This is a genomic window from Flavobacterium hauense (assembly GCF_054457175.1).
This window is the reverse complement of record NZ_JBTKVX010000023.1, coordinates 18278-39653: the sequence shown is the minus strand read 5'-3', so window position 1 is coordinate 39653 and position 21376 is coordinate 18278. Positions and strand designations below refer to the sequence as shown.

General features: G+C 40.9%; 19 protein-coding genes and 1 tRNA gene. 9 read left to right on the top strand and 11 right to left on the bottom strand.

The window, feature by feature from the left end:
* Positions 1–12: 12 nt before the first annotated feature.
* From ACX0HA_RS15140 to ACX0HA_RS15125, 4 genes are read right to left on the bottom strand one after another with little or no spacing between them, the layout of a single operon-like run.
* Entirely contained in the window at positions 13–1302 is a 1290-nt protein-coding gene (locus ACX0HA_RS15140; RefSeq protein WP_458846144.1) for a hypothetical protein, read from the bottom strand.
* 29 nt (positions 1303–1331) lie between these two features.
* A complete protein-coding gene (locus ACX0HA_RS15135) occupies positions 1332–2450 on the bottom strand; it encodes an amidohydrolase family protein (protein WP_458846143.1) in 1119 nt (372 codons plus the stop codon).
* A gap of 38 nt (positions 2451–2488) precedes the next feature.
* Positions 2489–3517, bottom strand: a complete 1029-nt coding sequence (glsA, locus tag ACX0HA_RS15130; RefSeq protein ID WP_458846142.1) for a glutaminase A — start codon at positions 3515–3517, stop codon at positions 2489–2491.
* Positions 3518–3532: 15 nt separating this feature from the next.
* Positions 3533–4759 (bottom strand): DcaP family trimeric outer membrane transporter, encoded by a 1227-nt coding sequence (locus ACX0HA_RS15125; RefSeq protein WP_458846141.1) that lies wholly within the window; start codon positions 4757–4759, stop codon positions 3533–3535.
* Positions 4760–5319: 560 nt separating this feature from the next.
* Between ACX0HA_RS15125 and ACX0HA_RS15120 the strand changes: the two genes are divergently transcribed.
* From ACX0HA_RS15120 to ACX0HA_RS15100, 5 genes are all read left to right on the top strand, one after another.
* Positions 5320–6438, top strand: a complete 1119-nt coding sequence (locus tag ACX0HA_RS15120) for a hypothetical protein (protein WP_458846140.1) — start codon at positions 5320–5322, stop codon at positions 6436–6438.
* 10 nt (positions 6439–6448) lie between these two features.
* Positions 6449–7207, top strand: coding sequence for a porin family protein (locus ACX0HA_RS15115; RefSeq protein WP_458846139.1), 759 nt, complete (start codon positions 6449–6451; stop codon positions 7205–7207).
* A gap of 57 nt (positions 7208–7264) precedes the next feature.
* Positions 7265–8002, top strand: a complete 738-nt coding sequence (locus ACX0HA_RS15110; RefSeq protein WP_458846138.1) for a DUF2490 domain-containing protein — start codon at positions 7265–7267, stop codon at positions 8000–8002.
* A 21-nt stretch (positions 8003–8023) separates the two neighbouring features.
* Positions 8024–9082, top strand: coding sequence for a hypothetical protein (locus tag ACX0HA_RS15105; RefSeq protein ID WP_458846137.1), 1059 nt, complete (start codon positions 8024–8026; stop codon positions 9080–9082).
* Positions 9083–9175: 93 nt separating this feature from the next.
* The gene (locus ACX0HA_RS15100; RefSeq protein ID WP_458846136.1) at positions 9176–9421 is read left to right on the top strand and encodes an FUSC family protein; all 246 of its coding nucleotides are present in this window, start codon (positions 9176–9178) and stop codon (positions 9419–9421) included.
* A 137-nt stretch (positions 9422–9558) separates the two neighbouring features.
* Here ACX0HA_RS15100 and ACX0HA_RS15095 read toward each other — a convergent pair whose 3' ends face one another.
* Together ACX0HA_RS15095 and ACX0HA_RS15090 are read right to left on the bottom strand one after the other, a co-directional pair.
* Positions 9559–10455 (bottom strand): transporter, encoded by an 897-nt coding sequence (locus tag ACX0HA_RS15095; protein WP_458846135.1) that lies wholly within the window; start codon positions 10453–10455, stop codon positions 9559–9561.
* Between the two features lie 160 nt (positions 10456–10615).
* The gene (locus tag ACX0HA_RS15090; RefSeq protein ID WP_458846134.1) at positions 10616–11182 is read right to left on the bottom strand and encodes a hypothetical protein; all 567 of its coding nucleotides are present in this window, start codon (positions 11180–11182) and stop codon (positions 10616–10618) included.
* A gap of 443 nt (positions 11183–11625) precedes the next feature.
* Between ACX0HA_RS15090 and ACX0HA_RS15085 the strand changes: the two genes are divergently transcribed.
* Positions 11626–13329, top strand: a complete 1704-nt coding sequence (locus tag ACX0HA_RS15085; protein ID WP_458846133.1) for a peptide-N-glycosidase F-related protein — start codon at positions 11626–11628, stop codon at positions 13327–13329.
* Positions 13330–13554: 225 nt separating this feature from the next.
* Here the strand turns inward: ACX0HA_RS15085 and ACX0HA_RS15080 are convergent.
* Positions 13555–13634 (bottom strand) — tRNA-Leu (locus ACX0HA_RS15080).
* A gap of 191 nt (positions 13635–13825) precedes the next feature.
* On the opposite strand from ACX0HA_RS15080, the gene ACX0HA_RS15075 reads away from it, so the two are divergent.
* Positions 13826–14767, top strand: a complete 942-nt coding sequence (locus tag ACX0HA_RS15075) for a ribose-phosphate pyrophosphokinase (protein WP_458846132.1) — start codon at positions 13826–13828, stop codon at positions 14765–14767.
* Positions 14768–14801: 34 nt separating this feature from the next.
* Positions 14802–15410: a 50S ribosomal protein L25/general stress protein Ctc gene (locus ACX0HA_RS15070; RefSeq protein ID WP_458846131.1), complete on the top strand. Its 609-nt coding sequence runs from the start codon at positions 14802–14804 to the stop codon at positions 15408–15410.
* A 144-nt stretch (positions 15411–15554) separates the two neighbouring features.
* On the opposite strand, the gene ACX0HA_RS15065 is transcribed toward ACX0HA_RS15070, so the two are convergent.
* From ACX0HA_RS15065 to ACX0HA_RS15050, 4 genes are all read right to left on the bottom strand, one after another.
* A complete protein-coding gene (locus ACX0HA_RS15065) occupies positions 15555–18200 on the bottom strand; it encodes a carboxypeptidase regulatory-like domain-containing protein (RefSeq protein WP_458846130.1) in 2646 nt (881 codons plus the stop codon).
* Positions 18201–18217: 17 nt separating this feature from the next.
* The gene (locus ACX0HA_RS15060) at positions 18218–18976 is read right to left on the bottom strand and encodes a GLPGLI family protein (protein WP_458846129.1); all 759 of its coding nucleotides are present in this window, start codon (positions 18974–18976) and stop codon (positions 18218–18220) included.
* A 69-nt stretch (positions 18977–19045) separates the two neighbouring features.
* Positions 19046–19375: a hypothetical protein gene (locus tag ACX0HA_RS15055; RefSeq protein ID WP_458846128.1), complete on the bottom strand. Its 330-nt coding sequence runs from the start codon at positions 19373–19375 to the stop codon at positions 19046–19048.
* Between the two features lie 233 nt (positions 19376–19608).
* Entirely contained in the window at positions 19609–20400 is a 792-nt protein-coding gene (locus tag ACX0HA_RS15050; protein WP_458846127.1) for a GLPGLI family protein, read from the bottom strand.
* A 335-nt stretch (positions 20401–20735) separates the two neighbouring features.
* Between ACX0HA_RS15050 and pth the strand changes: the two genes are divergently transcribed.
* Positions 20736–21362 carry an aminoacyl-tRNA hydrolase gene (gene pth, locus ACX0HA_RS15045; protein WP_458846126.1) on the top strand — a complete coding sequence of 209 codons (627 nt, stop codon included), beginning with the start codon at positions 20736–20738 and terminating at the stop codon, positions 21360–21362.
* Positions 21363–21376: the final 14 nt, after the last annotated feature.

Sequence of the window (21376 nt, the reverse complement as noted above, 5' to 3'; positions counted from 1 at the left end):
AGGGTGTTCGTATTAGTAATTCAGTTCCAGGTTTATCATGCCAATTATCCCGTTTGAGCCTACCTGTGTAGGATAGCTCAGGTAACCAACAGGAGAATGGTCTTCAAACATAACCTCAGGATTTATACGGAAACACTTGTTTTTTAACGGAAACCAGTTAAAGCCTACGGTAAATTCCGATGGCTTGCCGTATTCTCCGTTTATATAAGCATATGTACTGTACATCTGCAGGGTTTTGTCAACGATCATTGCAGATGCCTGTAAGGAATAACCCGAATCAAAAAGCTCTGAAACAGGAATTACTCCTGCAGTTTTCTCGATAGATACCCAACGCATAAAATATTCCGCATCAAGCGAAAAACCGTTGTACTTAAGTCCTCCATAAATGGATGTCATTTGGTTTTTGGCATCTATAACCTGGGTATTGGGAGCAAATGCGCCTATAGCAAATATGCCCGTACCGTCAGATATACGTATCTGCGAATTTTCGGGAGCATCCGCATCGGGTTGTGACTGTCGGTTTTCGGTACTTGTTGTATAAGCGCCTCCTAAAACAGTAGCGATTTTTTTGTGCTTTTCATAGTCTCCATAGGTTGGTATATTTCCAAAACCATTGGTTACCCACCATACCGAGCTGCTCCAGGTATCCAGCTTATTATCGAGCTGTCCTGCATCTACACCCATTGTACTCATGTTATTACCTAGCATGGTTTTATAAAACACGTTGTCTGTAATTTGTCCCGACATCCAGACTCCCATTGTAAAGGAAGCCCTGAAGTATTCATCGGCAATAGGCCTGGAGTCAGACCGAAGCCATTGCGGCCATTGGCCTAAAATGGACCTCACAGACGGGAGACCGTTAACACCAACCCCCGCTTCTATGTACTTGTTGAATTTATACTGTACATTTCCTGCAACAGAAATCTGGGCACCCTGCCCCTGTGTAGCATTAGAGGTCCATACAAAAATGAAATACTTTAATTTAGGATCGAGAGCCCATCCCCTGAAATAGAGGTTTGATTTCTGGAACATTATATCGTTGCGTCTGTCTACATTAACGACATTTCCCAAATGATTTGTATAGGTATCATCCAAGCCCATCTGGTTAAGGTAACGGGCCAGTACATAAAATGAAAACGTCATCGATCCATGCTTGTTTTCAATTATTTTAAAGCCGCTGCCGCCAACATGTCCATCTTCCGGTGTTTTTGCAGCAAGAGTATCAGCGATAGAGTTAGTTACCTGTGCCAGGGAAGAGAGGGAACAAAATAGTAATGCTAATAATAAATATCTTAATTTCATGGGATAGTTTTTGGTTAATGGATTTTACACTATTGCTTAATATTGGCGGCCTCCCATGCCCTTACTTTTTTGCGTGCGGTATCAAAAAGGCGTTCATAGTTGCCTTTCCTCACCTTTTCGCTGGTTTCAGGCTTCAACGCCTTCCATAGCGGCTGGTACATATCGTATACCGCCATGTAAAATTTCTGGTCGGGGGGCGACACTACATCTGTGCCAAACAGGAAACGGTCAGGATACTTATTCATAAGTTCGGCCGTCGCCTTTATGGTCTGCGGGCTTGCTACAATATATTTGGCAACCTCATCCCATGAGATATCAAAGTATATGTTAGCCATGGCAGGGTCATCAAGTATCTGTTTCACAATATCAATATGGTTAGGCGGCCTTTCACTTGTGTTTTCAGAGCCATAGCCATAACCTACAGGGTGTACTATGCGGCCTAAGCCAATATGAGCCCAGATGATGGTGGTCTTAGAATGGCGTTTTACCAGGTCTTTCATATCGTTAAGGTAAACAGGAGCCGTACCTTTTTTAGCCATTGGCATATCCATGTCGTTATGAATAAGCACTATGAGCCCTGATTTTCCGGCAAAGTCCATAATGCTATCCAGTGCAGGATTGGTAAGGCTTGCGACCTCTCCCGATACTTTTGACGAAACAAATTCCTTGTGTATGGTAAACTCGCCTATACCCGTAAACACGCCCGGAAAAATTTTAAGCACGCGTTCTATGTGCTTTGCGGCATACATATCGGCCGGATTGAAACCCGTTATCATTGGGTCAAAACGTGCCTGCTGCTCTTTGGTGAGCGACTTGTACTGCATGGCGATATAGGCATCGGTAAACGAATAGTAGTATAAAGGGGCATCAGTCTGCAGGTAGTAGGTTGGCCCAAAATTTTTGGTATTCTGGTACGACCATTGCTGCTGCAGCGGAATGCCAAACAAGGTGGAACGCCCCACTTTATTCCCCATGATCTCAAGGAATTTCTGGGCAGTAATACCCTCCTGGATGTAATTGGTCAGGTGAAAATGGGTATCATTGAACAGGTAGCTGTCAGCCTGAGTTTTTGCCTGCCCAAATACATTTATCTGGGCAAGCAGTACACTCATCACAATAACTAACTTATATATTTTTAGAATCTTCATCTTTATAGCTTTAATAAAAGATTAGGCGAAGTGAGCTGTTATTTTTGCGGGGTAACAATAAAAGGGTTAGCACCAAGCTCTTTCACGATTTCATAGATCGTTTTCTGTGCTTTTACGCTATTCCCAACCTCATTAAGCGGAGGAGAAATTACCGCAATACCGAATTTGCCCGGGCATACGGCAATGATGCCACCGCCCACGCCGCTTTTTGCAGGAAGTCCCACAGCATACAGCCATTGCCCTGAATCGTCATATAAACCGGCTGTAGACATTACACCCATGGTAAATGCTGCCGTATCCGGCGATACCACTTTTACTTTTGTAACCGGGTTTGTACCTCCGTTGGCAAGTGTTGCTGCCATTACGGCCAGGTCTTTTGCATTTACATTTATTGCACATTGTTTAGTGTATACGTCGGTAGACTGTACCGGGTCGAAATACATACGCCCGTAAGCCAATAATAAGTGAGCAATGGCCTGGTTACGAAGATTGTCTCCCGCTTCGCTGATGTATACCGGCATATTAAGCTTCAATTTTGTGCCTGCAAATGCATTATGGGTTTCCAGTACGTTTTTCCATTTGGCTACAGAGTCATTCCCTTTTATAAGGCTCACCGCAGCGATAGCTCCGGGATTTACCAAAGGGTTGATCTCTTTACCTTTTTGCAGCTCTACCGCCACGATGGAGTTAAAGCGCAGTCCGGTCGCATCGACACCTATCTTATCGGCTACAGCCCTTGGCCCCTGCTCTTCGATAACTTTGGCAAGCGTGAATACTTTAGATATCGACTGGATAGACACCCGTGAAGTCAGGTCGCCTGCAGTATATACCTTACCATCGGCAGTTACGATGGCGATACCGTAGATGTTAGAGTCTACTGTTGCAAGCTCCTTAATATAGTCGGCATTTTTACCCTCTTTCAGGTTTTTATATTTGGCGTATGCCTTGTCTATTGCCCCCTGGTAATCCGGAGTTACTGATTTAGCCTCTTTTTTTTGCGCAACAGCGCTGTTGAATGATGCCGACAATACGGTTACTGCCAGCATCATGTATAGTTTTGTTTTCATCGTAAGGTTTTTATATTATTGTTTTTTGTAGAACACCTCTGAGAAGTTGTATTTAAATGAGAATTGAAGTTTAGTGATCGATGTATCCCATCCGTCGCTAAAGTTTTCGCGGCTACCGTACTGAAGCTCTACCCCTGCCATTACATTCTTTACAGGAGTATACAATAGATTCAATGCTGCATATTGTCCTTTTTTAAACGCATCGGGAGCCTGTCCGTCGGAGTTATCAATGTCAAGCATCGAATACCCTACGGCAGTGCTGAACTTTTCATTCCAGGTATGGTCAAGGAAAGCCACTACTCCAAGCACCGGAAGCGCAACCCCTTTTACAGGCGATGTGGGGTTCGAAAAATTATTCTGGATCCCGATATCTACCGGCGCGTCATTCATGTAGTTCTGAATACCTTCTCCATATACCACCTGACCCCTGAAAATATCTTTGCTTCCAAGCTTAACATTGGTACTTAAGTTAAGTCCCCAGCCCGTTGCATCACCGGATAGGTCAAGCCCGTCATCATTCTGGTCTTCCCATTCTATCCTTCTCAGCATACCCGCGATCTCTACATAACCCCATTTGGCACCGTGGCGGTATTCGACAGAAAGATCAGGAAGCGGAAAGTGCGTATTAACACCTTCCAGCTCTACACGGTTATCATAAATACCCTGGTCGGCACTGGCGCCCGGCCTTTCTAAGGCAATGGTCAATCGGGTATCGCCCTGTATCGGCATATAGCGTATCTGCACATTACGGAAGAACACCATACCGTTGGGTCCCCAGTATTCGAGTGTATTAGGGAATACATCAATATCCATGAATGGGCTCCAGGTTTGCCCGGCCCCAAATTTGCCCAGCTCGGCATAGGCGTGACGCAAACGGAAGGTTGTCTGGCCGGCATCTACACCGGTACCAAAAAGCTCAAATTCAAACTGGGTTTTCAATTCGCCTATTCCTGTGTCAAAATAATTTTTGAAGCCAAGACGGGTCTGACGAACGGAGAAATAGGTGTTCCCATCAGTACCATACTGGTCTTCGAACGATGGCAGCTGCGTAGGGCGCACCACATCGAACCAGTTTGGATTTATCTGGTCAAAATTATAACCTACATCGGTCATGATATGCCCATAGATCTCCATGCTCTTCGACTGGCCGTCGTCCTGAGCGTGGACTTTAGCACCGAAGGCTAAAGAAAATAGGATTGCCAGGGATAAGGTCCCGGCCTTTGAACGTAACATTCTTTTCATACTTATGGTTTTTATTGATTATTAATGCTCAAAAAATCTGTGATTTATTCCGGGGGGAATAATAAACAGGCAACCTAAAAATCTAAAAACAAGATCTGCGTAATGAAAATGAACGGCTGATAAAATTAATTCAGATGAAGTGAGGGGGCAATGCCCTTGATAATAGGTGTGGCATATATTCTGAAAGTGACCCAAAGGTATTAAATATTGAAAATCAGCACTTTTTTAAAAGGAATACGTTGTAGCAAATTATAAAATGGAACAATTTTGTTTAACCTTTAACTTGTAGCCAAACATCTACACCCAGTAGCCATAGGGGTTTATTTACAGACCATACCCGGATTGACATCTTTTAAAAAAAATTGTAATTCATCTATAAACTGTTAAACAAAAATTGTTTCTGTGATACTTCTTCATTTGTTTACACAGGCATAACACGGCGAATTATGTAGCAGATTATAAAATGGAACATCTTACAAGTATCTAAAAAACATAGCGCTGTTTAATTAGCATAACTTTATACTGAGTAAGTCCTTAGTGCTAACCCATATCCAATAACGATGAAAAAAACTATACTACTGTTCGCCTTATTTTTTGCAGCAACGATTGCTTATGGACAGGTATATTCCGATAAAGTTGTCGGGAAAAAGAATGCGGCGCTCAAAGACAGTCTTGAGATAGCCGATTATCCTTACATACTCCCTATCTGGGGTAAAAAAGCAACCGAAAAGGGCTTTCAGTTACCCTATTCGGCGGGGGTGTCGGTCAATTATTTTTGGTCAAAATCAGATATTGTGATCCAAAATCTTAAAGTAGGCTTTAATCACGGTCCAATGTATGACCTTGACGAGATTGTAAGGTTCAACGGTGCAGAGGCAGAGGCTTCTGCTGTTACCATAAGGCCGGATGTATGGATACTCCCTTTTCTTAATATTTACGGGATATTTGGCAAGGCCAAAGCCAGCACCTCCATAAATGCCGGTATATGGGTGCCGGATGGCAATAACAACTGGAGCGAAGTAACCTCTTTTCATACAAAAGCCAATTTTGATGCAGTAACCATGGGACTGGGCATGACACCTACCATAGGGATTGGCGGTGGCTGGCTCGCACTGGACATGAACATGGCCTGGACCGATATTGACGAACTGGACAAACCGGCCTTTAGTTATATTTTTGGTCCAAGGCTTGGTAAAACCTTTAAATTCAATAAACCCGACACCAATATTGCCGTATGGGTAGGTGCCTTCAGGGTACACCTGAAAAGTGGCACCAATGGAAGCATTAACCTGAGTGATGTTATTAATCTTGACGGCGCGCAGGAAAAAGTAGATAACGGACTGGCAACCGTAGCCCAAAAACAGCAATCGGTAGACGATTGGTGGGCAGGCCTAAGCACTGTTGACCAATCAAGACCTTCTAATATTGCCAAGCACAATACAGCAAACCGCGCTCTTGAAAGTGCCGGAAACCTTCTAAATTCTATTGACGGTGCCCTAAGTACTGCCGAATCGTCTTCGGTACAATACTCTCTTGAAAAAGCGCCTAAAGACATGTGGAACTTTATCATCGGTACACAATACCAGTTTAGCAGGCACGTAATGTTCAGGGCAGAAGTTGGATTCCTGGGAAGCCGCACCCAGGCTTTGGGAAGCTTACAGTACCGTTTCGGACTATAAAATCATCTACATGAAAAAGATACTCCTTCTGCTGTTTATGCTGTTGAGCATGACTACATCCCATTCACAGGTCCTGATTTCGCTTGTGTTTGGCGACAAACTCAATACGGGATCTATCGAATTCGGACTCGAAGGCGGAGCTAATTTTTCTACCTTATCCAATGTTGACGATGCAAAATATAATCCGGGATTCAACCTTGGATTCTATTTTGACTTCCTTATGAAAAAACATCCCGGCTGGATGATTAACACCGGAGTGATCGTAAAATCGCCACTGGGTGCCAACAACCTGCCGGTATACTCACTTAACAATGCCGAGCTTGACAACATATACCAGGGTGGGCATGTAAACAGGGAGATACGTTATTTTAACGTGCCCATACTCCTGAAATACCAGTTTAAAAACCACATTTTTGTAAAAGCCGGGCCGGAAGTGGCTCTATTGGCCAATGCTTTTGACGAATTCATAAAGGAAATAGATGATGACGACCTGCGCTACAAGAACAACATAAGGGACAAGATACATGTAATAGACGCCGGGCTTTGTTTTGGCACCGGCTACAGGCTTATGGGTGGTAATGGCATGAATATAGGGCTAACCTATTACCTCGGGCTTGTGCCGGTAATGAAAGGCGACGGCCCCAGGATATACAACCGCAGTTTTTATGTTACTGTCGGGATTCCCATAGGCAAAGGCAAGGCCATGAAAAGAGCCGCAGAGAAAAAAGCAGAAACCGAAAAAGCAGGTACCTTACCGGAACAGCCATAAGTACTTTATAATAAATTATAAATAGGCTATATTTGTGCATCACACACTATATGCCTTATGAAAAAGTTTTTTTTATTCCTTTTATTAGCACTTAATCTCTATACAATAACTGCCCAAACCAGAAAGGATTTTACCGGCTGGGGGGCAGTTTTTGCATCATATAAGCTCAATGATAAGCTGAGCATCCATTTTGACGGGCAGCTGAGAAGTTCTGACGAATGGGAGAAATTCCAGAACGTGCTGCTTCGCCCGGGGCTTAACTACCACATTAACAGCAAATCGATTGCCACTGTGGGATATGCCTTCGTGGGATCTAACAGGACCGTAAGCGACATTTCGGGGTGGATTCCGGAGCACCGCATTTGGGAACAGTACATCTACAACCAAAAATTTGCGCTTGATGCACGAAGCACTACACTACAGCACCGTTTTCGCCTTGAGCAGCGATTTATAGGCACGCCAATGGTAGAAGGCAGTGAGCTTACCACTGATAATTTTGAGTTTGCCCTGAGGCTGCGCTATTTTGTACGCATGATCATGCCGCTGCAAAAAACGGAAAGCTTTACCAATGGTGCATTTGTAGCCTTTCAGGATGAGGCTTTCTTTAACCTAAAGAACAACGATGTGGTAACCAACGGAAAAGTATTTGACCAAAACAGGGCTTATGTGGCTTTGGGCTGGCGTTTCTCTTCTAAGTTTGACCTTGAGGCAGGCTACATGAACCAGTATGTTTTAGGCAAAAGCATAGACGTTTCCAACAGCATCATACAACTGGCAGGATATGTGAGGCTGTAATTTAGAAATAATAAAAGAGGCATGAATTCGAGCATATATACTGATAAATTTAATGGACTCCTGATTACATCCAGATTTGAAGATTGGGAGGAAAAAATAAAATTAGGGATATTTCCTAATTTTGAATATGCTCAGATAGACATATTAAATCTTAAAAATAACATTCAAACAATAGATTCTGTTGCTTTTGATAAAGTTTCTTCTGATGACTTTAATCTTGTAAACTCTATTTTAAAACAACAGCGCCTTGGAGCAATCGCAATTCACGAAAGTGATATATCAAATTCTTCAGCACTTTATTGTCAACATCTGGTTATAGGTGACAAAGTGACACTCGACTTAAAAAATGAGATGCTTATTTCTGTCGAAGGGATGACTTTCTTATCTGTAAAAACTTATAAAGGAAAAGTAATTGATGATCTGAAAAACATTAAGAATCTTACAGTGTGGCATGATAAAGGATATGCAAATAGCTTATTCAAAAAAACTCCTGCTCTCGAATCCTTACAGCTTTATGACACAAATGTTGAAGTATTGGATCTTTCTTTGAATCCATATTTAAACTCAGTTGAATTTTACACGAGTAAAAATTTACAAAAAGTTCTTTTCTCAAAAGATAAACTACCGAAAAAAATTAATTATGAAGCATGTCCAAATCTGAATTTGCAACGTTTTCCCTTAAGAAAAGACCTCACTAAAGAAAGAAATCTACACCCGGACATTCTTAAATTGAAAGCAACTTTTGAATTATTCTTAGAAAAGAATTTGAATTACTCAACTATGTCTAAAATGACTTTTGAAGAATACAAGTCTTTTGTTTTTGTTGTATTTGATAGGCTAAATGAATTAAGGAATCTTGGCATTATTCGAGAAGATATTACCCCTTTTATTCAGGCTTTCTATTATAATGAATCATTCAATATAGATGATTCTGACATACTATTTGAAAGAAGGTTTTCAGCAATAGTCGAAGAAATTGAGGAGTTTTGCTCCGACCCCCATTTTTGGGAAACAGATTACGAAATATACCTCCAAAAATGGAATAGATTTTTTCAGTATGATTGGCTTAAAAAGATATAAAAACTGCTGGCATACCCATCGCTTGCGTAGCATCACGCTTGTGTCTAATCATAATTTTATATATTTGGCTAACCAAAAATCCAACCACTAAAAATGAAAAACCTAAACGAATTAACCGACCTGGAACTATTGCAGGAATCAAAAAAACTGAAAACGGCAGCTGTTATTAATGCGGTACTAATTGGGTTCATGTTTGGAATCGTATTTTACAGCGTTGTAAAAAACAGCTTGGGATGGTTTACCCTGATTCCGTTGTTTTTAGCGTATAAACTGATCAATAATTCGAAATACAAGACTAAAGAAATAGACAATCTTTTGAAGGAGAGGAATCTTAAATAAGTCTAAAAGCTGCCTTAACATTTATTATGTTTTGTCATTTCGACGATAGGAGAAATCTCTAATAATGAATCGTTTAGATTTTTTCGATTCCACTACGTTCGCTCACAATGACATCCCGGAGACAAACCCTCTACTATCTAAAAAGCCGCATACTGGTAGGCAAGCGAAAAAAGATTATACTTGAATCCCGTATGGGAAAAAGCCCCAACGTGAAACTGGAATTTTAAAGACTGTTTTGCATCGATTGGCGATGAAAAGGTTGCTCCCATACGCCAGTTATTAGCAAGATTTCCTGTAGCTACGCCGTCTACAAGTGTTTCTCCCCCTGTAAACCAGTTGCCGTTTACCCCAAACCACATATGGTTCTTTAGATAGTACGAAAGGTGTACCTGCGCGCTGAATACCGGTTCCTGCTTTTGGGTTTTGACAGAGAGGTATTCTTTATTTTCAGTGTAGAACCAAACCCCTGTATAGGCTTCGGCATAAACACGCTCAAATCGTTTTGATATACCTACCTCAGGTTTAAAGCCCCAGCGGTTAGTACCAATATTAAATAATCTGTCTTCAAAATATTGCCCTGTAGGTATGGATGTGACAAAACTGAACCCGATAATTGCCTTTTGCTGATAGTTACTGAATTCTTTTGCAGGCAGTGCCGGAGAGCCGGTAAGGTTTATCCCGAAGCGTATGCGTGTATCACCTAAGCCATTACGCGAAATAGTCCGGTATTCACCCAGATAATCGCCTTCCCCATGCATAAAAGTAATGGGCTGGGTAAGCTGTATCCTTGCCAGTTTTTTGAAAAACCCGAAGGTATGTACATAGCCTAATCCTATATTGTGCGAATTTAATTTGGCATCCTGGATGGGCTGTGCCGCATCTGAAATAATATTACCGTTCGAATAGCCGTAGACAACTGCAAATACATTTGCATTTTTAGGCAGCGCCGCATAGGCTCTTGGCTCAACCTCCTGGCCATAAACGCAATGATTCAGCAGCAAAAACAGGTATATCAGTGGTAGTCTTGATTTCATTGAAAACAACTATTTGGCATTTCGGACAATAGAGGCGGTCATTTTCAAATTTAAGAAAAGAGCAGCTACAGCAATTACCAACTCTGTAGCAGATTATAATCTGCTACATCAAAAAAAAGGCAGCCTCAACGGTTGCCTTTTATATGATTAACGATAGCGGTTACTGCTTATCCAGCGGAAAAGAAAAACCTACCGCCGCTGCACCTGAGAATTGCTCGACTGCATTATGGTAGTAATAGGTGAATTTTATCTCGGTCGCGTGCTTACGCCCTATTGCCAGGCCTAAAGAAAAAGGTATATGCAAAAGTGCTCCGCTCTTCTTAAGCTGTGTATATTGTGTATCGGTTTCAAAAGAACCTATAGACATCCCTACGCCAACTTCCACAAAAGGCGCAACATACGGAATGGGTGCCGCCAGGCGAACTTTTGCACCAAGCAAAGCCGCATTTGACTTGATGTATTCTTTTACTCCTGCTGGCATATCCTTTTCATCAGATTCTCCCGAAGCAACAACAAGGCCCACGTAAGGCCTCACGCCAAACCAGGTATTGGGAGCCCAGACATATTCTGCCTGTGCATAAAAACCATTTCCTGTTGTTTCCGATTCGTCGTAGGGTGCTGCCAGGCCGATACCTACCGAAGCATTGATGAATTCACCTTTTCTTGGCTGGGCAAATGACAGGCATGTAAATAATAATGTAATGACAGAAAAATAAAGTTTGCTCATGTAGTAATTTTTAGTGCGGCAAACTTATTAAAAAAAGTCGTAATCATCTTGTAATACTGCTGTGTTGCTGACCGGTTTCCGCAAATTGCGCCGGCGTAGGCTTTAATCATGTACGAACGGGCGGAAAGTACATGAGCCCGCTACAGCCTCCTCAACAGCCTGACGGCCCGTCATCTTCGTTATTACAAAAGATTACGACTTGTAGTATTTCCAAAATTATAAAATGAAAAAGACACAAAGTGACAAAGGAATCATAAGCTTATATTAATTTATTATAAAATTTTCTTACCATATTTGTTTTAAAACAACACGTTAACATATTATTTGTTATAAATTTACACAATCGACAATAATTAACTATATACTGTCTATTTTTAGCAGGATTTCATATACTTATGCAATCGCTAAAACCTAATTAAGCTATAAACTAACAAAAAAAATTCATGAATTTGTCAATTACTAATCTAAGGGGTAAATTAAAAAAAACGAGCTTGCTGCTGTTGTGCCTGGGGGCATGGCAGGCAGAAGCCCAGGAAACCATTACCGTTTTTGACGGTGTACTATATTATGACGGCTATGCCGGTTTTGTGGAAGGCGCTGATCTTTTAGAGCCTATTTCATCCGACATACTTCGTTTTAGCAATGCGGTGTATGCAAAAAAACTTACCGATGCACAGCTAGACCTTATAGGGAACACGCTTGACATAGACGTTAAGCTTGAAGCAGCCTGTGATAATTATGACCGTCTTGGACATGTTACCCTTGCTTTCACACCAAAAGGGGTAGAAACTTATGTGCAGTCTGAAGTGCAGCATATTGAGGTTTCCCGTTTCATTACTCCTTTTATGAACAAGAACAACAGCCCTAATAACGTTAATTACCACTTTAAGTCGGACAACGTGGCTGATATACTATCTAACACAGCCCTTCGCGAGCAGTATGATATATGGGTAGAGTTTGAGGTATTTGGTACTACAGGCGCAGGCCAGACACAGGTATCAGGCTGTTCAGGCCACAAAGATACCTTCAGGGCTACCTTAAAACTTACAACCTCAGAAGATTCTTCGATCGTTAATACTGACCCGTTGTTCTTCAAGCCAATTCTGAGCAGGGTAAACATGAACAACTATGACGCAACAGATGTACCTGGCGAAACTACAAAACTGATAAACTTTCACCTTGACACACAGGTTGAAAATTTAAAGCTGTTCCTTATCACTTCTAACCATGGTTCAAATAGTGGTGGCGAAGAATACATCCGCCGCCGCCATAACGTATACCTGAACAACACCCTGATCTATGCTTATGCACCGGGAGGAAAATCATGTGAGCCTTACCGTCAGTTCAACACTCAGGGTAACGGTATTTATGGAGTTAATCCAATGCCGGTTCGAGGGTGGATCTACTGGAATAACTGGTGCCCGGGCGACAGGATACCGATTCACGAAGTAAACCTTGGAACCCTGCCTGCAGGTGACTATACAGTAAAAGTTGATGTCCCGGATGCCGTATTTAATGGCAGTCAGGGTAACTTCCCAATTTCGGCTTACCTGGAGAACAGGGCGAGCGGCGATGTGCCTGCGTGTGTAATGCCGGTCAATCTTTCTGCTACTGCAACGAACTATGGTATAGATGTAAATTGGGACGAACTGGGCTCATCTGACGAATGGGAAGTGCTTTACGGAAAAGTAATCGTTAATGGCCAGGGACAAATAACCAATGCAAGTCTATTGGATGAAAACTATCATTCTGTTAGCGGTGAAACGGAAGGATCACTTAGCGAAAACCTGTTAACCAGCACACAGTACCAGATATTTGTAAGGTCTAATTGTGATGAAGAGAACAACAGCAACTGGTCGCTGCCAACTTACAGAACGACTAAGGCAACGATATTGACATTGGCTGAAAACACGATCAATCCGTTTACATACTACCCTAACCCGGTAGAAAACAACCTGTACATTAAATCAGACAACAGGGAAATCAATGGGATATCAGTTTATGACATGAACGGAAGACTGGTAATGACCAAAGAAATTACAGGTCTTGAAGGCATGGTTAACATGGAAAGCCTAACTACAGGAATCTACCTGCTAAAGGTAAATGTACAAGGAGAAGTGCAAACGTATAAGTTCCAAAAGAAATAAGCAGATAATACGGATCTGTAATCCGTATACTTTAAAATTAAAACAAGGCAGCCTAAGGGTTGCCTTTGTTGTTTTAGTATATTTTAAAGGCTATCTTTTTCTTGTAATTAGCAGCATTGGGAAGAGTAATTTTAGGTTTGAGATTCCTTGGTCATAATATAATCTATATGAAATCGTATACGATAACCTGCAAATAAAAAAAGGAAGCCTATAGCTTCCTTTTAGTACCTGGAGTGGGAATCGAACCCACACACCTAAGTACACGAGTTTGAGTCGTGCGCGTCTACCAATTCCGCCATCCAGGCTTGTTGATTGTGGTGTCAATCTATACAAAAACAGCTACAATGTTACTGTTTCGTGGGTGCAAATGTAAAAATAAATATTTAATTTCCTTGAAAATACATTGAAATTTCCTTTAAGAGTTAAATTAAATTCCTAAATTTGCACCCTCGTATACAGGTCTAAAGACTAACTAACTACAAAACAACAAATTAAAATGTCATACAACGAGCCCGAAGCAAAAATATTTGCATGTTCTCAAAGTGTGTACCTGGCCGAAAAAATAGCCAAAAGCTATGGCGCGGAACTGGGTAAAGTTACGTTCTCTACATATAGTGACGGCGAATTCCAGCCTTCATTCGAAGAATCAATCAGGGGATTAAGGGTTTTCCTTGTGTGCTCTACATTCCCGAGCTCAGACAACCTGATGGAACTTCTTCTTATGATCGACGCTGCCAAAAGGGCATCGGCAAGGCACATCACTGCTGTTATACCTTACTTCGGTTGGGCAAGACAGGACAGAAAGGATAAACCAAGGGTTCCGATAGGGGCTAAACTTGTTGCCAAGCTGCTTGAAACAGCAGGTGCTACAAGGATCATGACCATGGACCTTCACGCTGACCAGATACAGGGCTTCTTCGAGAAACCGGTAGACCATCTATTTGCTTCTACTATTTTCTTACCATACGTTAAAAGCCTGAACCTGGAGAACCTTACTATAGCTTCTCCTGATATGGGTGGCTCTAAGAGAGCTTACGCCTACTCTAAATTCTTAGGGTCTGACGTGGTGATCTGCTATAAGCAGCGTAAAGAAGCTAATGTAATCGAGACGATGGAGCTTATCGGTGATGTAACCGGAAAGAACATCATCCTTGTTGACGATATGATAGATACGGGCGGTACGCTTGCAAAAGCAGCCGACCTAATGATAGAAAGAGGCGCACTTAGCGTAAGAGCTATATGTACGCATGCTATACTTTCAGGTGGCGCTTATGAGAAGATAGAGAACTCTAAGCTTACCGAACTGATCGTTACAGACAGCATCCCTTTAAAGAAGCAGTCGCCAAAAATTAAAGTTATCACATGTGCAGACCTGTTTGCAGATGTAATGCACATGGTGCAAAACAACACTTCCATTAGTGGGAAGTTTATAATGTAAGTTTTTTTATTATTAATTATATAATTTATTTCAAATGAAATCAATTACGATCAAAGGATCTGAAAGAGAAAGCGTAGGTAAAGCGGCAACGCGTACGATACGTAATGCTGGAATGGTTCCTTGCGTGTTATACGGAGGAAATCAGCCAGTACATTTTACTGCAGAAGAAATAGCATTCAAAGGCTTAGTTTACACTCCAAACGTACACACTGTAGTAATTGACCTTGCCGGTACAACTTACAACGCTATCCTTCAGGATATCCAGTTCCACCCGGTATCTGACAAAATTTTACACATCGATTTCTACGAACTTGATGAGAAAAAAGAAATCACTATGGAAGTTCCTGTGAAAGTTACAGGTAATTCTCCAGGTGTTATGGCAGGTGGTGTTTTACGTCTTAACCAACGTAAACTTAAAGTTAGAGCTTTACCTGCTAATCTACCTGACTATGTTGAAGCAAGCATCAGCGAACTTCAGATGGGTAACAAACTTTATGTTACTTCTCTTCCAACTGAAAACTATAAGCTACTTCACCCGGACAACACTGTTGTTGCTCAGGTAAGAATTTCTCGTGCTGCTATGAAAGCTGCTCAGGAAGCTGCAAAAGCTGCAAAAGCTCCGGCAAAAGGAAAGAAAAAATAATTTATTATTTTTCCAGCATACAGAAAGCGCTCCCAAAAGGAGCGCTTTTTTTATGATCGGGATTGTTCGACTGCCGGATTTTTCGAATCACCTAAGTACCGAAACCGAAGTATCCAAAAATCCAACCATCAAATTATCAAATTATCAGAATCGAAACTTAAAGCTCAGCAAAACATATCTCGGCAGCAGCCTGAACGAATTTGTCGCATAGCCATAATCAGAAACACTATAGGTATCGAAAGTTTTAGTATTGAAAAGATTTCGCGCATCAAGCCCAATGATATATTTTTTATCCTTAAAAGAGTAAGCACTTTCTAAATCGGAGAAAAAATAATTATTATGCTCATCAAGTCCTCCAAAGTTATAATGCTCGGTAGTAAGCTTCATTGTAAAATTATCTCCTGTTTTATACAACAAGTCTAAAAAACTGGTTTTGGCACTGTTTTTAAAGGTAGTTTCAGATTTTGCCTGATTAAAGCTCCACACTGTACCGATATTAAAATCAAAATCGCCCTTCAAATCGCTTCGCCACCCAAAGGTATAATTCTGGGCATAGGATGTGTTTTTACGCAAACCCGAATCGTTTATGATGTTATAGTAAGCCCTCATATCAGCTCTTATGCCTAGCTGAACACTCCCTTTTAATTTCCTGACCACAAAATGCGAGTTGAACTTCCCACTAAAACTGTCACCACCTTTCATAATAAAAGCTTCTGAAAGAGAACTATTCTGATCGAGTTCACTGCGATAGCTCACAACGTCATTCTGTTTTGAATAATCAACCCCCCAGGAGAAACTGTAGCGGTTCAGGTAATGCTTGGTAGAATAATTTAGCCCGGCAAAAGAACTCTCCAGCTGCTCAAAATAGCCAAGCCCTTTAGCAAAACTACGCGAAGAGACAAGAAGATATGCATCGTTAACCTGTATCAGGTTCGTGTTGGTCACCCTATAGCTATAATTGGCCGAAAGCGTATTCTGCGGATTGAATTTATACGACGCAAAAAGGCTTGGGGTTACATAAAAAGGGTTCTGTTTTTTGGTGCTGCCGTTCTTATTCTCAAAGCTATTAAAGAGCTGGTGCACGCTGGCATTTGCCGTAACCGAAAATTTACCCACGTTCCAGGTATAAGCACTACTGGCATATAGATCGCCCACATTAAAAGCCGAACGTGACTGAAAGTCTTCGGGCAATATAGTTCCCGAATCGGAGTACAGGCTGAAACGGGTAGCAAGATCATCATGGTTATTCTCATAACCCACCGTAAAAGCTATGAGGTCGTTGTTTTTCTGTTTCAGTTTAAAATCGGCCTCCAGGCCCATGTATTGTTTTTTGTTTTTAATAGCATTGCCAATAGCGTTGATACCATCATACGGAAACAGGTCGCCCATAAGATAATCATTGATCCCGTACTGCTGCGGCAGCCTGTCACTCAGAAAACGTCCTTTAAGCAATACGACATTACGTTTATCCCACTGATGGGTATAGGTTAATTTTTGGTCGAAATAACTGTTCTGGGTATCTAGCTTTTCCCTGCTGCTTGTACCGTTAAAAATAAGATCGTTCCTGAAATCATCACTCCCACTATTAAGGGTTGTAGACGATTGCAGCATTTGCGTAGCCGATACATCATAATTGAAGTAGGCGTTGATGTAGCCTCTTTTCAGGTAGTTTTTTGAGCTGTTACTTTGTATATTCTCAAAGTAAGTCCTGGGTATATCTACGACCGAATACGAATTATTCCACGCACTCAGTTCATCAAAACCCAAAAAGCCTTTTAACGTAAGCTTTACCTTTGAACCTAACGGAATTATAGTGCTCAGCGAAACCATCTCGGCATTGTTGAAATTAGAACGCTTTTCATCAAGCCGTGGCACGCTGAAGCTCATATCCATAAGTGCCGTAGCATTGACACTCCTGCCCACAGACTCCAGTTCACTGGAATTATAGATCATATCGTTAATAGCTCCTGTTTTATCATACCCGGCATTGTTCAGGTTACAGGTCAAAAAGTTTTTATAGGCCTTGCTGAAATTCATAAGGTTACCACCTGCATTATAGCGGTTATCATTGCCATAAGCCAGCGACACATCGCCAAACCACAGATTTTTGAATTTCTCATCAACCGTTAAATTAAGCGCCACCCCATCAGAATCCTCAATACCTTTAAGGAGTTTATTATTAGAATAATTCCGCAGTACCTCAACTTTATCCAAAGGCTGGGTAGGCATATTGCGGGTTAGCAGTGAATACCCTTTATTGAAGAGGTCGTCTCCATCGACCATAACCTTTTCTATCTCGTTCTCGCCATAAAATATTTTACCGTCTTTCTGCACGGTAACACCAGGTATATTCTTCAGCAGGTCTTCAACCACTACTTCGTGGCCGGTAGCTAGTTTCTTTGCATCATATACAAGGGTGTCACCTTTCAGTTTCACAGGCGCTTCGGCCTCTATAATGACCTCTTTAAGCACCTCCTGCGACTCTTTCAATATAAAGTTTTGTGTAATATCCTTACCCTCAGTAACCGAAATTTTATGGCTTTGCTTTTCATAACCCAAAAAGTTAGCCTCGAGGATATAGTCGCCCGCATCCTTTACCGTTATGGTATAATTACCATTTTCCTGGGTAATGCCATAGGCTATAAACTTTCCTTCATTATTTTTTATAATGACAGAAGCCCCGGGTAATGTCTCACCCGAAGCTGCTTCTATTTTACCCTTTATGGCCGTTTGTCCAAATACAGGCAATGATATTATAAAAAATAAGGCAAATACAAGTTTTTGAAGCACTAGTTAGAATCAATTATTTATTGTTCCCATTCATATTTTAGTTCGTAGCCGCCTCTTGACACTTTTACGGATTCACCCATTCCGGGATTTGCCTGCCTCATCTCAGCTTCCATATTGGCTTCAAACTCATCTTGCTGCTCAATAGACTGTCTTTGTGATATTGGCTCTTTATTACTTGTTTCAACTAATGTGGCAAATTCTTTGTCAAATATAGCATCTCTTTTAAATTCTATTTTTTCAACTACCCATGTAAATTTTTCACCCGCATCATGGGCTTCTATGATTAATCCCGGAAGTCCATGCAGCTTCCATGGGCCGTATGGCAACGCTATATCAGGTGTAAACCATACAATCCAGTCCATGCCCCGATATGAAGTTGTTGCTTTAGTACACTGATAATTACCAATGACTTTTTTCTCTTCAGTTATATTCCACTTGAGATTATTATAATCATCTTTCACCAAAACCAGGTTAAACCCTAAAGTCTCAAATGAAAGAATTTCTTTCTTTTTATGATCTATTTTTAGATATCGCCAATCAGGGATTACTCTTTTGTTTTGTTTTCTTTCCTCCGTTTGATTATCATTTACCTGAGTCGAGTATTTTGGCAGGTAAATGGTAACTGCCTTATTCACAAACAAACTGGCATTTAAAGAATTCGGAATATCTGTATTATTATGAATTCTATACTCAACCACAGCATTGTTTTCCTTTGGCTTTTGAGCAAAAGCAGACACAAAAATCAGATTCAGAACTATATATATAATTGCTTTCATTCATTATATTTTAAAAACAGGTGAAAACTAATTGTTCTCACCTGTCATATTAATCAGCACTCTACATTCTTATCTACATCCCGGAAGATCGTGTGTAGCAGTATAACCTGACATTGGATTAAGCATGTTAGACTGAGCAGTAACTTGAGAATCAGCCCATTCACAACACGATTGTGCAGTAGGAGCTGTTCCATTGTAAGAGATTTTTTTCACAACCTCATTTCTTACATTCCTGATAAAGATGGTAAATCCACATGGCAGGACATCTTCATTGTCTGTACACTCAGAAGATTCTTTGGCAGCCGGCTCATTTTTTTTGGTTTCTTTTTCAGAACCTTCAGCGAAGGAAATTGAAGTCATTGCAAAGCACATGATAGCGCTTAATAGAACTTTTTTCATAATTAATAATTTTAAAATTGGTTTGTAAATAAATTAACAATAATACAAGCTTGCTTATTACCTTTACTGAGACACAACCTAATGTGAATCAATTTATTACTAAAAGTGCAGCAGGAAAGTAGTAGTTACTGCACTTGTTAATTTTATTTTTTATTAAGTCAAACTTAACAAGATAAAGATCAAAAAAAACTTAAAATTTAGTTAATTTTTTACAAACCCTTTTTTATATTAATTTACAGCTTTTCCCATTCAAAACTCAGCTCTTCTCCACTACGGGGCACAGGTGTTCTTGTAATAGTACCACCCATACCTTTCAGTTTCTGCGCTATTTCTGCATGGGCATTATCCATCGCTTCTTCATTGTCCTGCAAAAATTTTTGGTAGCTCATTGGCTTACTATTCATGGTTTCATAGATCTTCGTGAAATCTTTAGAAACCATATCGCTTTTTTTATACTCTACTTTTATGGCTTTCATAGTATACTTATTGGTACTATCATAGGCTTCAAGTATAATGCCCGGCAATCCCTGCAGTTTCCAGGGGCCAAAGGCAAGTGGCACTTCGGGAGCAAACCATGCTATCCACTCCCTCCCCCTGAAATTAGTAACCGCTTTTATGCACGATAACCCCGCCACTGTTTTAGTTTCATCCGTTATCTGCCATATAAGCTCGGGATAGGTATCTCTCACAAGCATTTTATTACTCATGATATTATCATAAAAGAGTACCTCTTTTTTGTTCCGGTCTATTTTATAATAATCATCATCGGCAACAGTTGCCTTAGTTGTAGAAGTATAGGCTCCGGGCGGCAGAGGTTCCTGGGGCTTTACTTTTTCTGTCCATTCTTCTTTGGTACTGTACTTTTCACGATATACGGCCACATTACCGCTTACATATAAGGTGGTATACATTTTCATAGGCATATGGGTATTAAAAAAAGCCTGGTATTCTACCTGCACATCGCTGCCCTGTGCAAATGTTAGCACTGTATTGAGCAGTAACAAGAACGCTGCAATTTTTTTCATGGTAATTATTTTAGTTGTTTGATAGTCAATTATTGTTTTTTCCAGTCATACACCAGTTCCATACACTAATATTTGTAACCTTAATGCCAGCCACAGCAGCGTTTTTCAAAATCCCTTTCAGCTAATAAATAAAAATGCGGCGGGTGTTTTCATAGCTATATTTATACCGGATCGTACTCAAAATTAACGACATAACGAATCAAAAATTAGAATCAATTTGTTAAAATAAGGTTAAAATTCTTACAGCATGCTGTTTACTGCTACCTGTTGTCAAATTATCTTACCATAGAATAATGGAATTCTCCAAATCAAACAAATAATCTTATTTTTGCCCCATGAAATGGTTAACCTCCCTCTTTAGTAATACAGCAGAGGAAAAAGAACATACAGATCCCATGAAAAAATACCTTATCGTTGGCCTTGGCAACATAGGCGCAGAATATGTAAATACCCGCCACAACATAGGCTTTAAGGTAGTAGACCGCATCGCACAACAGGAAGGTGCATCATTTGAGACTGCTAAACTGGGTGCCATGGCCAAAGTGAGCGTAAAAGGCAGAACGCTTTTCCTGCTTAAGCCCAACACCTACATGAACCTTAGCGGAAAAGCCATAAAATACTGGCTCGAGCAGGAAAAGATCCCGATGGAGAATCTGTTGGTAATTACCGATGACCTCAACCTGCCGTTCGGGACCATCCGCATCAAAGCAAAAGGCAGCGATGGCGGCCATAACGGACTCAAAAGCACACAACAAGTGTTGAATACGGCCGACTATGCCCGTTTCCGTTTTGGGATCAGTGATGATTTTAAAAAGGGTAAACAAGTAGATTATGTGCTTGGCGAATGGGATGCCGAAGAAACCGCAAAACTATCCGAACGCCTTGACATGTCGTCTGAAGCTGTGAAGTCTTTTGTCCTGTCCGGACTTGCCAATACCATGAGCAGCTATAACGGAAAGTAAAATGGTTAGCCACG

Coding starts and splice junctions, on each gene's coding strand:
- ACX0HA_RS15060 (WP_458846129.1), bottom strand. CDS start 18,976: ATGAAAGCAATTATATATATAGTTCTGAATCTGATTTTTGTGTCTGCT.
- ACX0HA_RS15110 (WP_458846138.1), top strand. CDS start 7,265: ATGAAAAAGTTTTTTTTATTCCTTTTATTAGCACTTAATCTCTATACA.
- ACX0HA_RS15095 (WP_458846135.1), bottom strand. CDS start 10,455: ATGAAATCAAGACTACCACTGATATACCTGTTTTTGCTGCTGAATCAT.
- ACX0HA_RS15140 (WP_458846144.1), bottom strand. CDS start 1,302: ATGAAATTAAGATATTTATTATTAGCATTACTATTTTGTTCCCTCTCT.
- ACX0HA_RS15085 (WP_458846133.1), top strand. CDS start 11,626: ATGAATTTGTCAATTACTAATCTAAGGGGTAAATTAAAAAAAACGAGC.
- ACX0HA_RS15075 (WP_458846132.1), top strand. CDS start 13,826: ATGTCATACAACGAGCCCGAAGCAAAAATATTTGCATGTTCTCAAAGT.
- ACX0HA_RS15120 (WP_458846140.1), top strand. CDS start 5,320: ATGAAAAAAACTATACTACTGTTCGCCTTATTTTTTGCAGCAACGATT.
- ACX0HA_RS15115 (WP_458846139.1), top strand. CDS start 6,449: ATGAAAAAGATACTCCTTCTGCTGTTTATGCTGTTGAGCATGACTACA.
- ACX0HA_RS15055 (WP_458846128.1), bottom strand. CDS start 19,375: ATGAAAAAAGTTCTATTAAGCGCTATCATGTGCTTTGCAATGACTTCA.
- ACX0HA_RS15070 (WP_458846131.1), top strand. CDS start 14,802: ATGAAATCAATTACGATCAAAGGATCTGAAAGAGAAAGCGTAGGTAAA.
- ACX0HA_RS15050 (WP_458846127.1), bottom strand. CDS start 20,400: ATGAAAAAAATTGCAGCGTTCTTGTTACTGCTCAATACAGTGCTAACA.
- ACX0HA_RS15125 (WP_458846141.1), bottom strand. CDS start 4,759: ATGAAAAGAATGTTACGTTCAAAGGCCGGGACCTTATCCCTGGCAATC.
- glsA (WP_458846142.1), bottom strand. CDS start 3,517: ATGAAAACAAAACTATACATGATGCTGGCAGTAACCGTATTGTCGGCA.
- ACX0HA_RS15105 (WP_458846137.1), top strand. CDS start 8,024: ATGAATTCGAGCATATATACTGATAAATTTAATGGACTCCTGATTACA.
- ACX0HA_RS15090 (WP_458846134.1), bottom strand. CDS start 11,182: ATGAGCAAACTTTATTTTTCTGTCATTACATTATTATTTACATGCCTG.
- ACX0HA_RS15100 (WP_458846136.1), top strand. CDS start 9,176: ATGAAAAACCTAAACGAATTAACCGACCTGGAACTATTGCAGGAATCA.
- pth (WP_458846126.1), top strand. CDS start 20,736: ATGAAATGGTTAACCTCCCTCTTTAGTAATACAGCAGAGGAAAAAGAA.
- ACX0HA_RS15135 (WP_458846143.1), bottom strand. CDS start 2,450: ATGAAGATTCTAAAAATATATAAGTTAGTTATTGTGATGAGTGTACTG.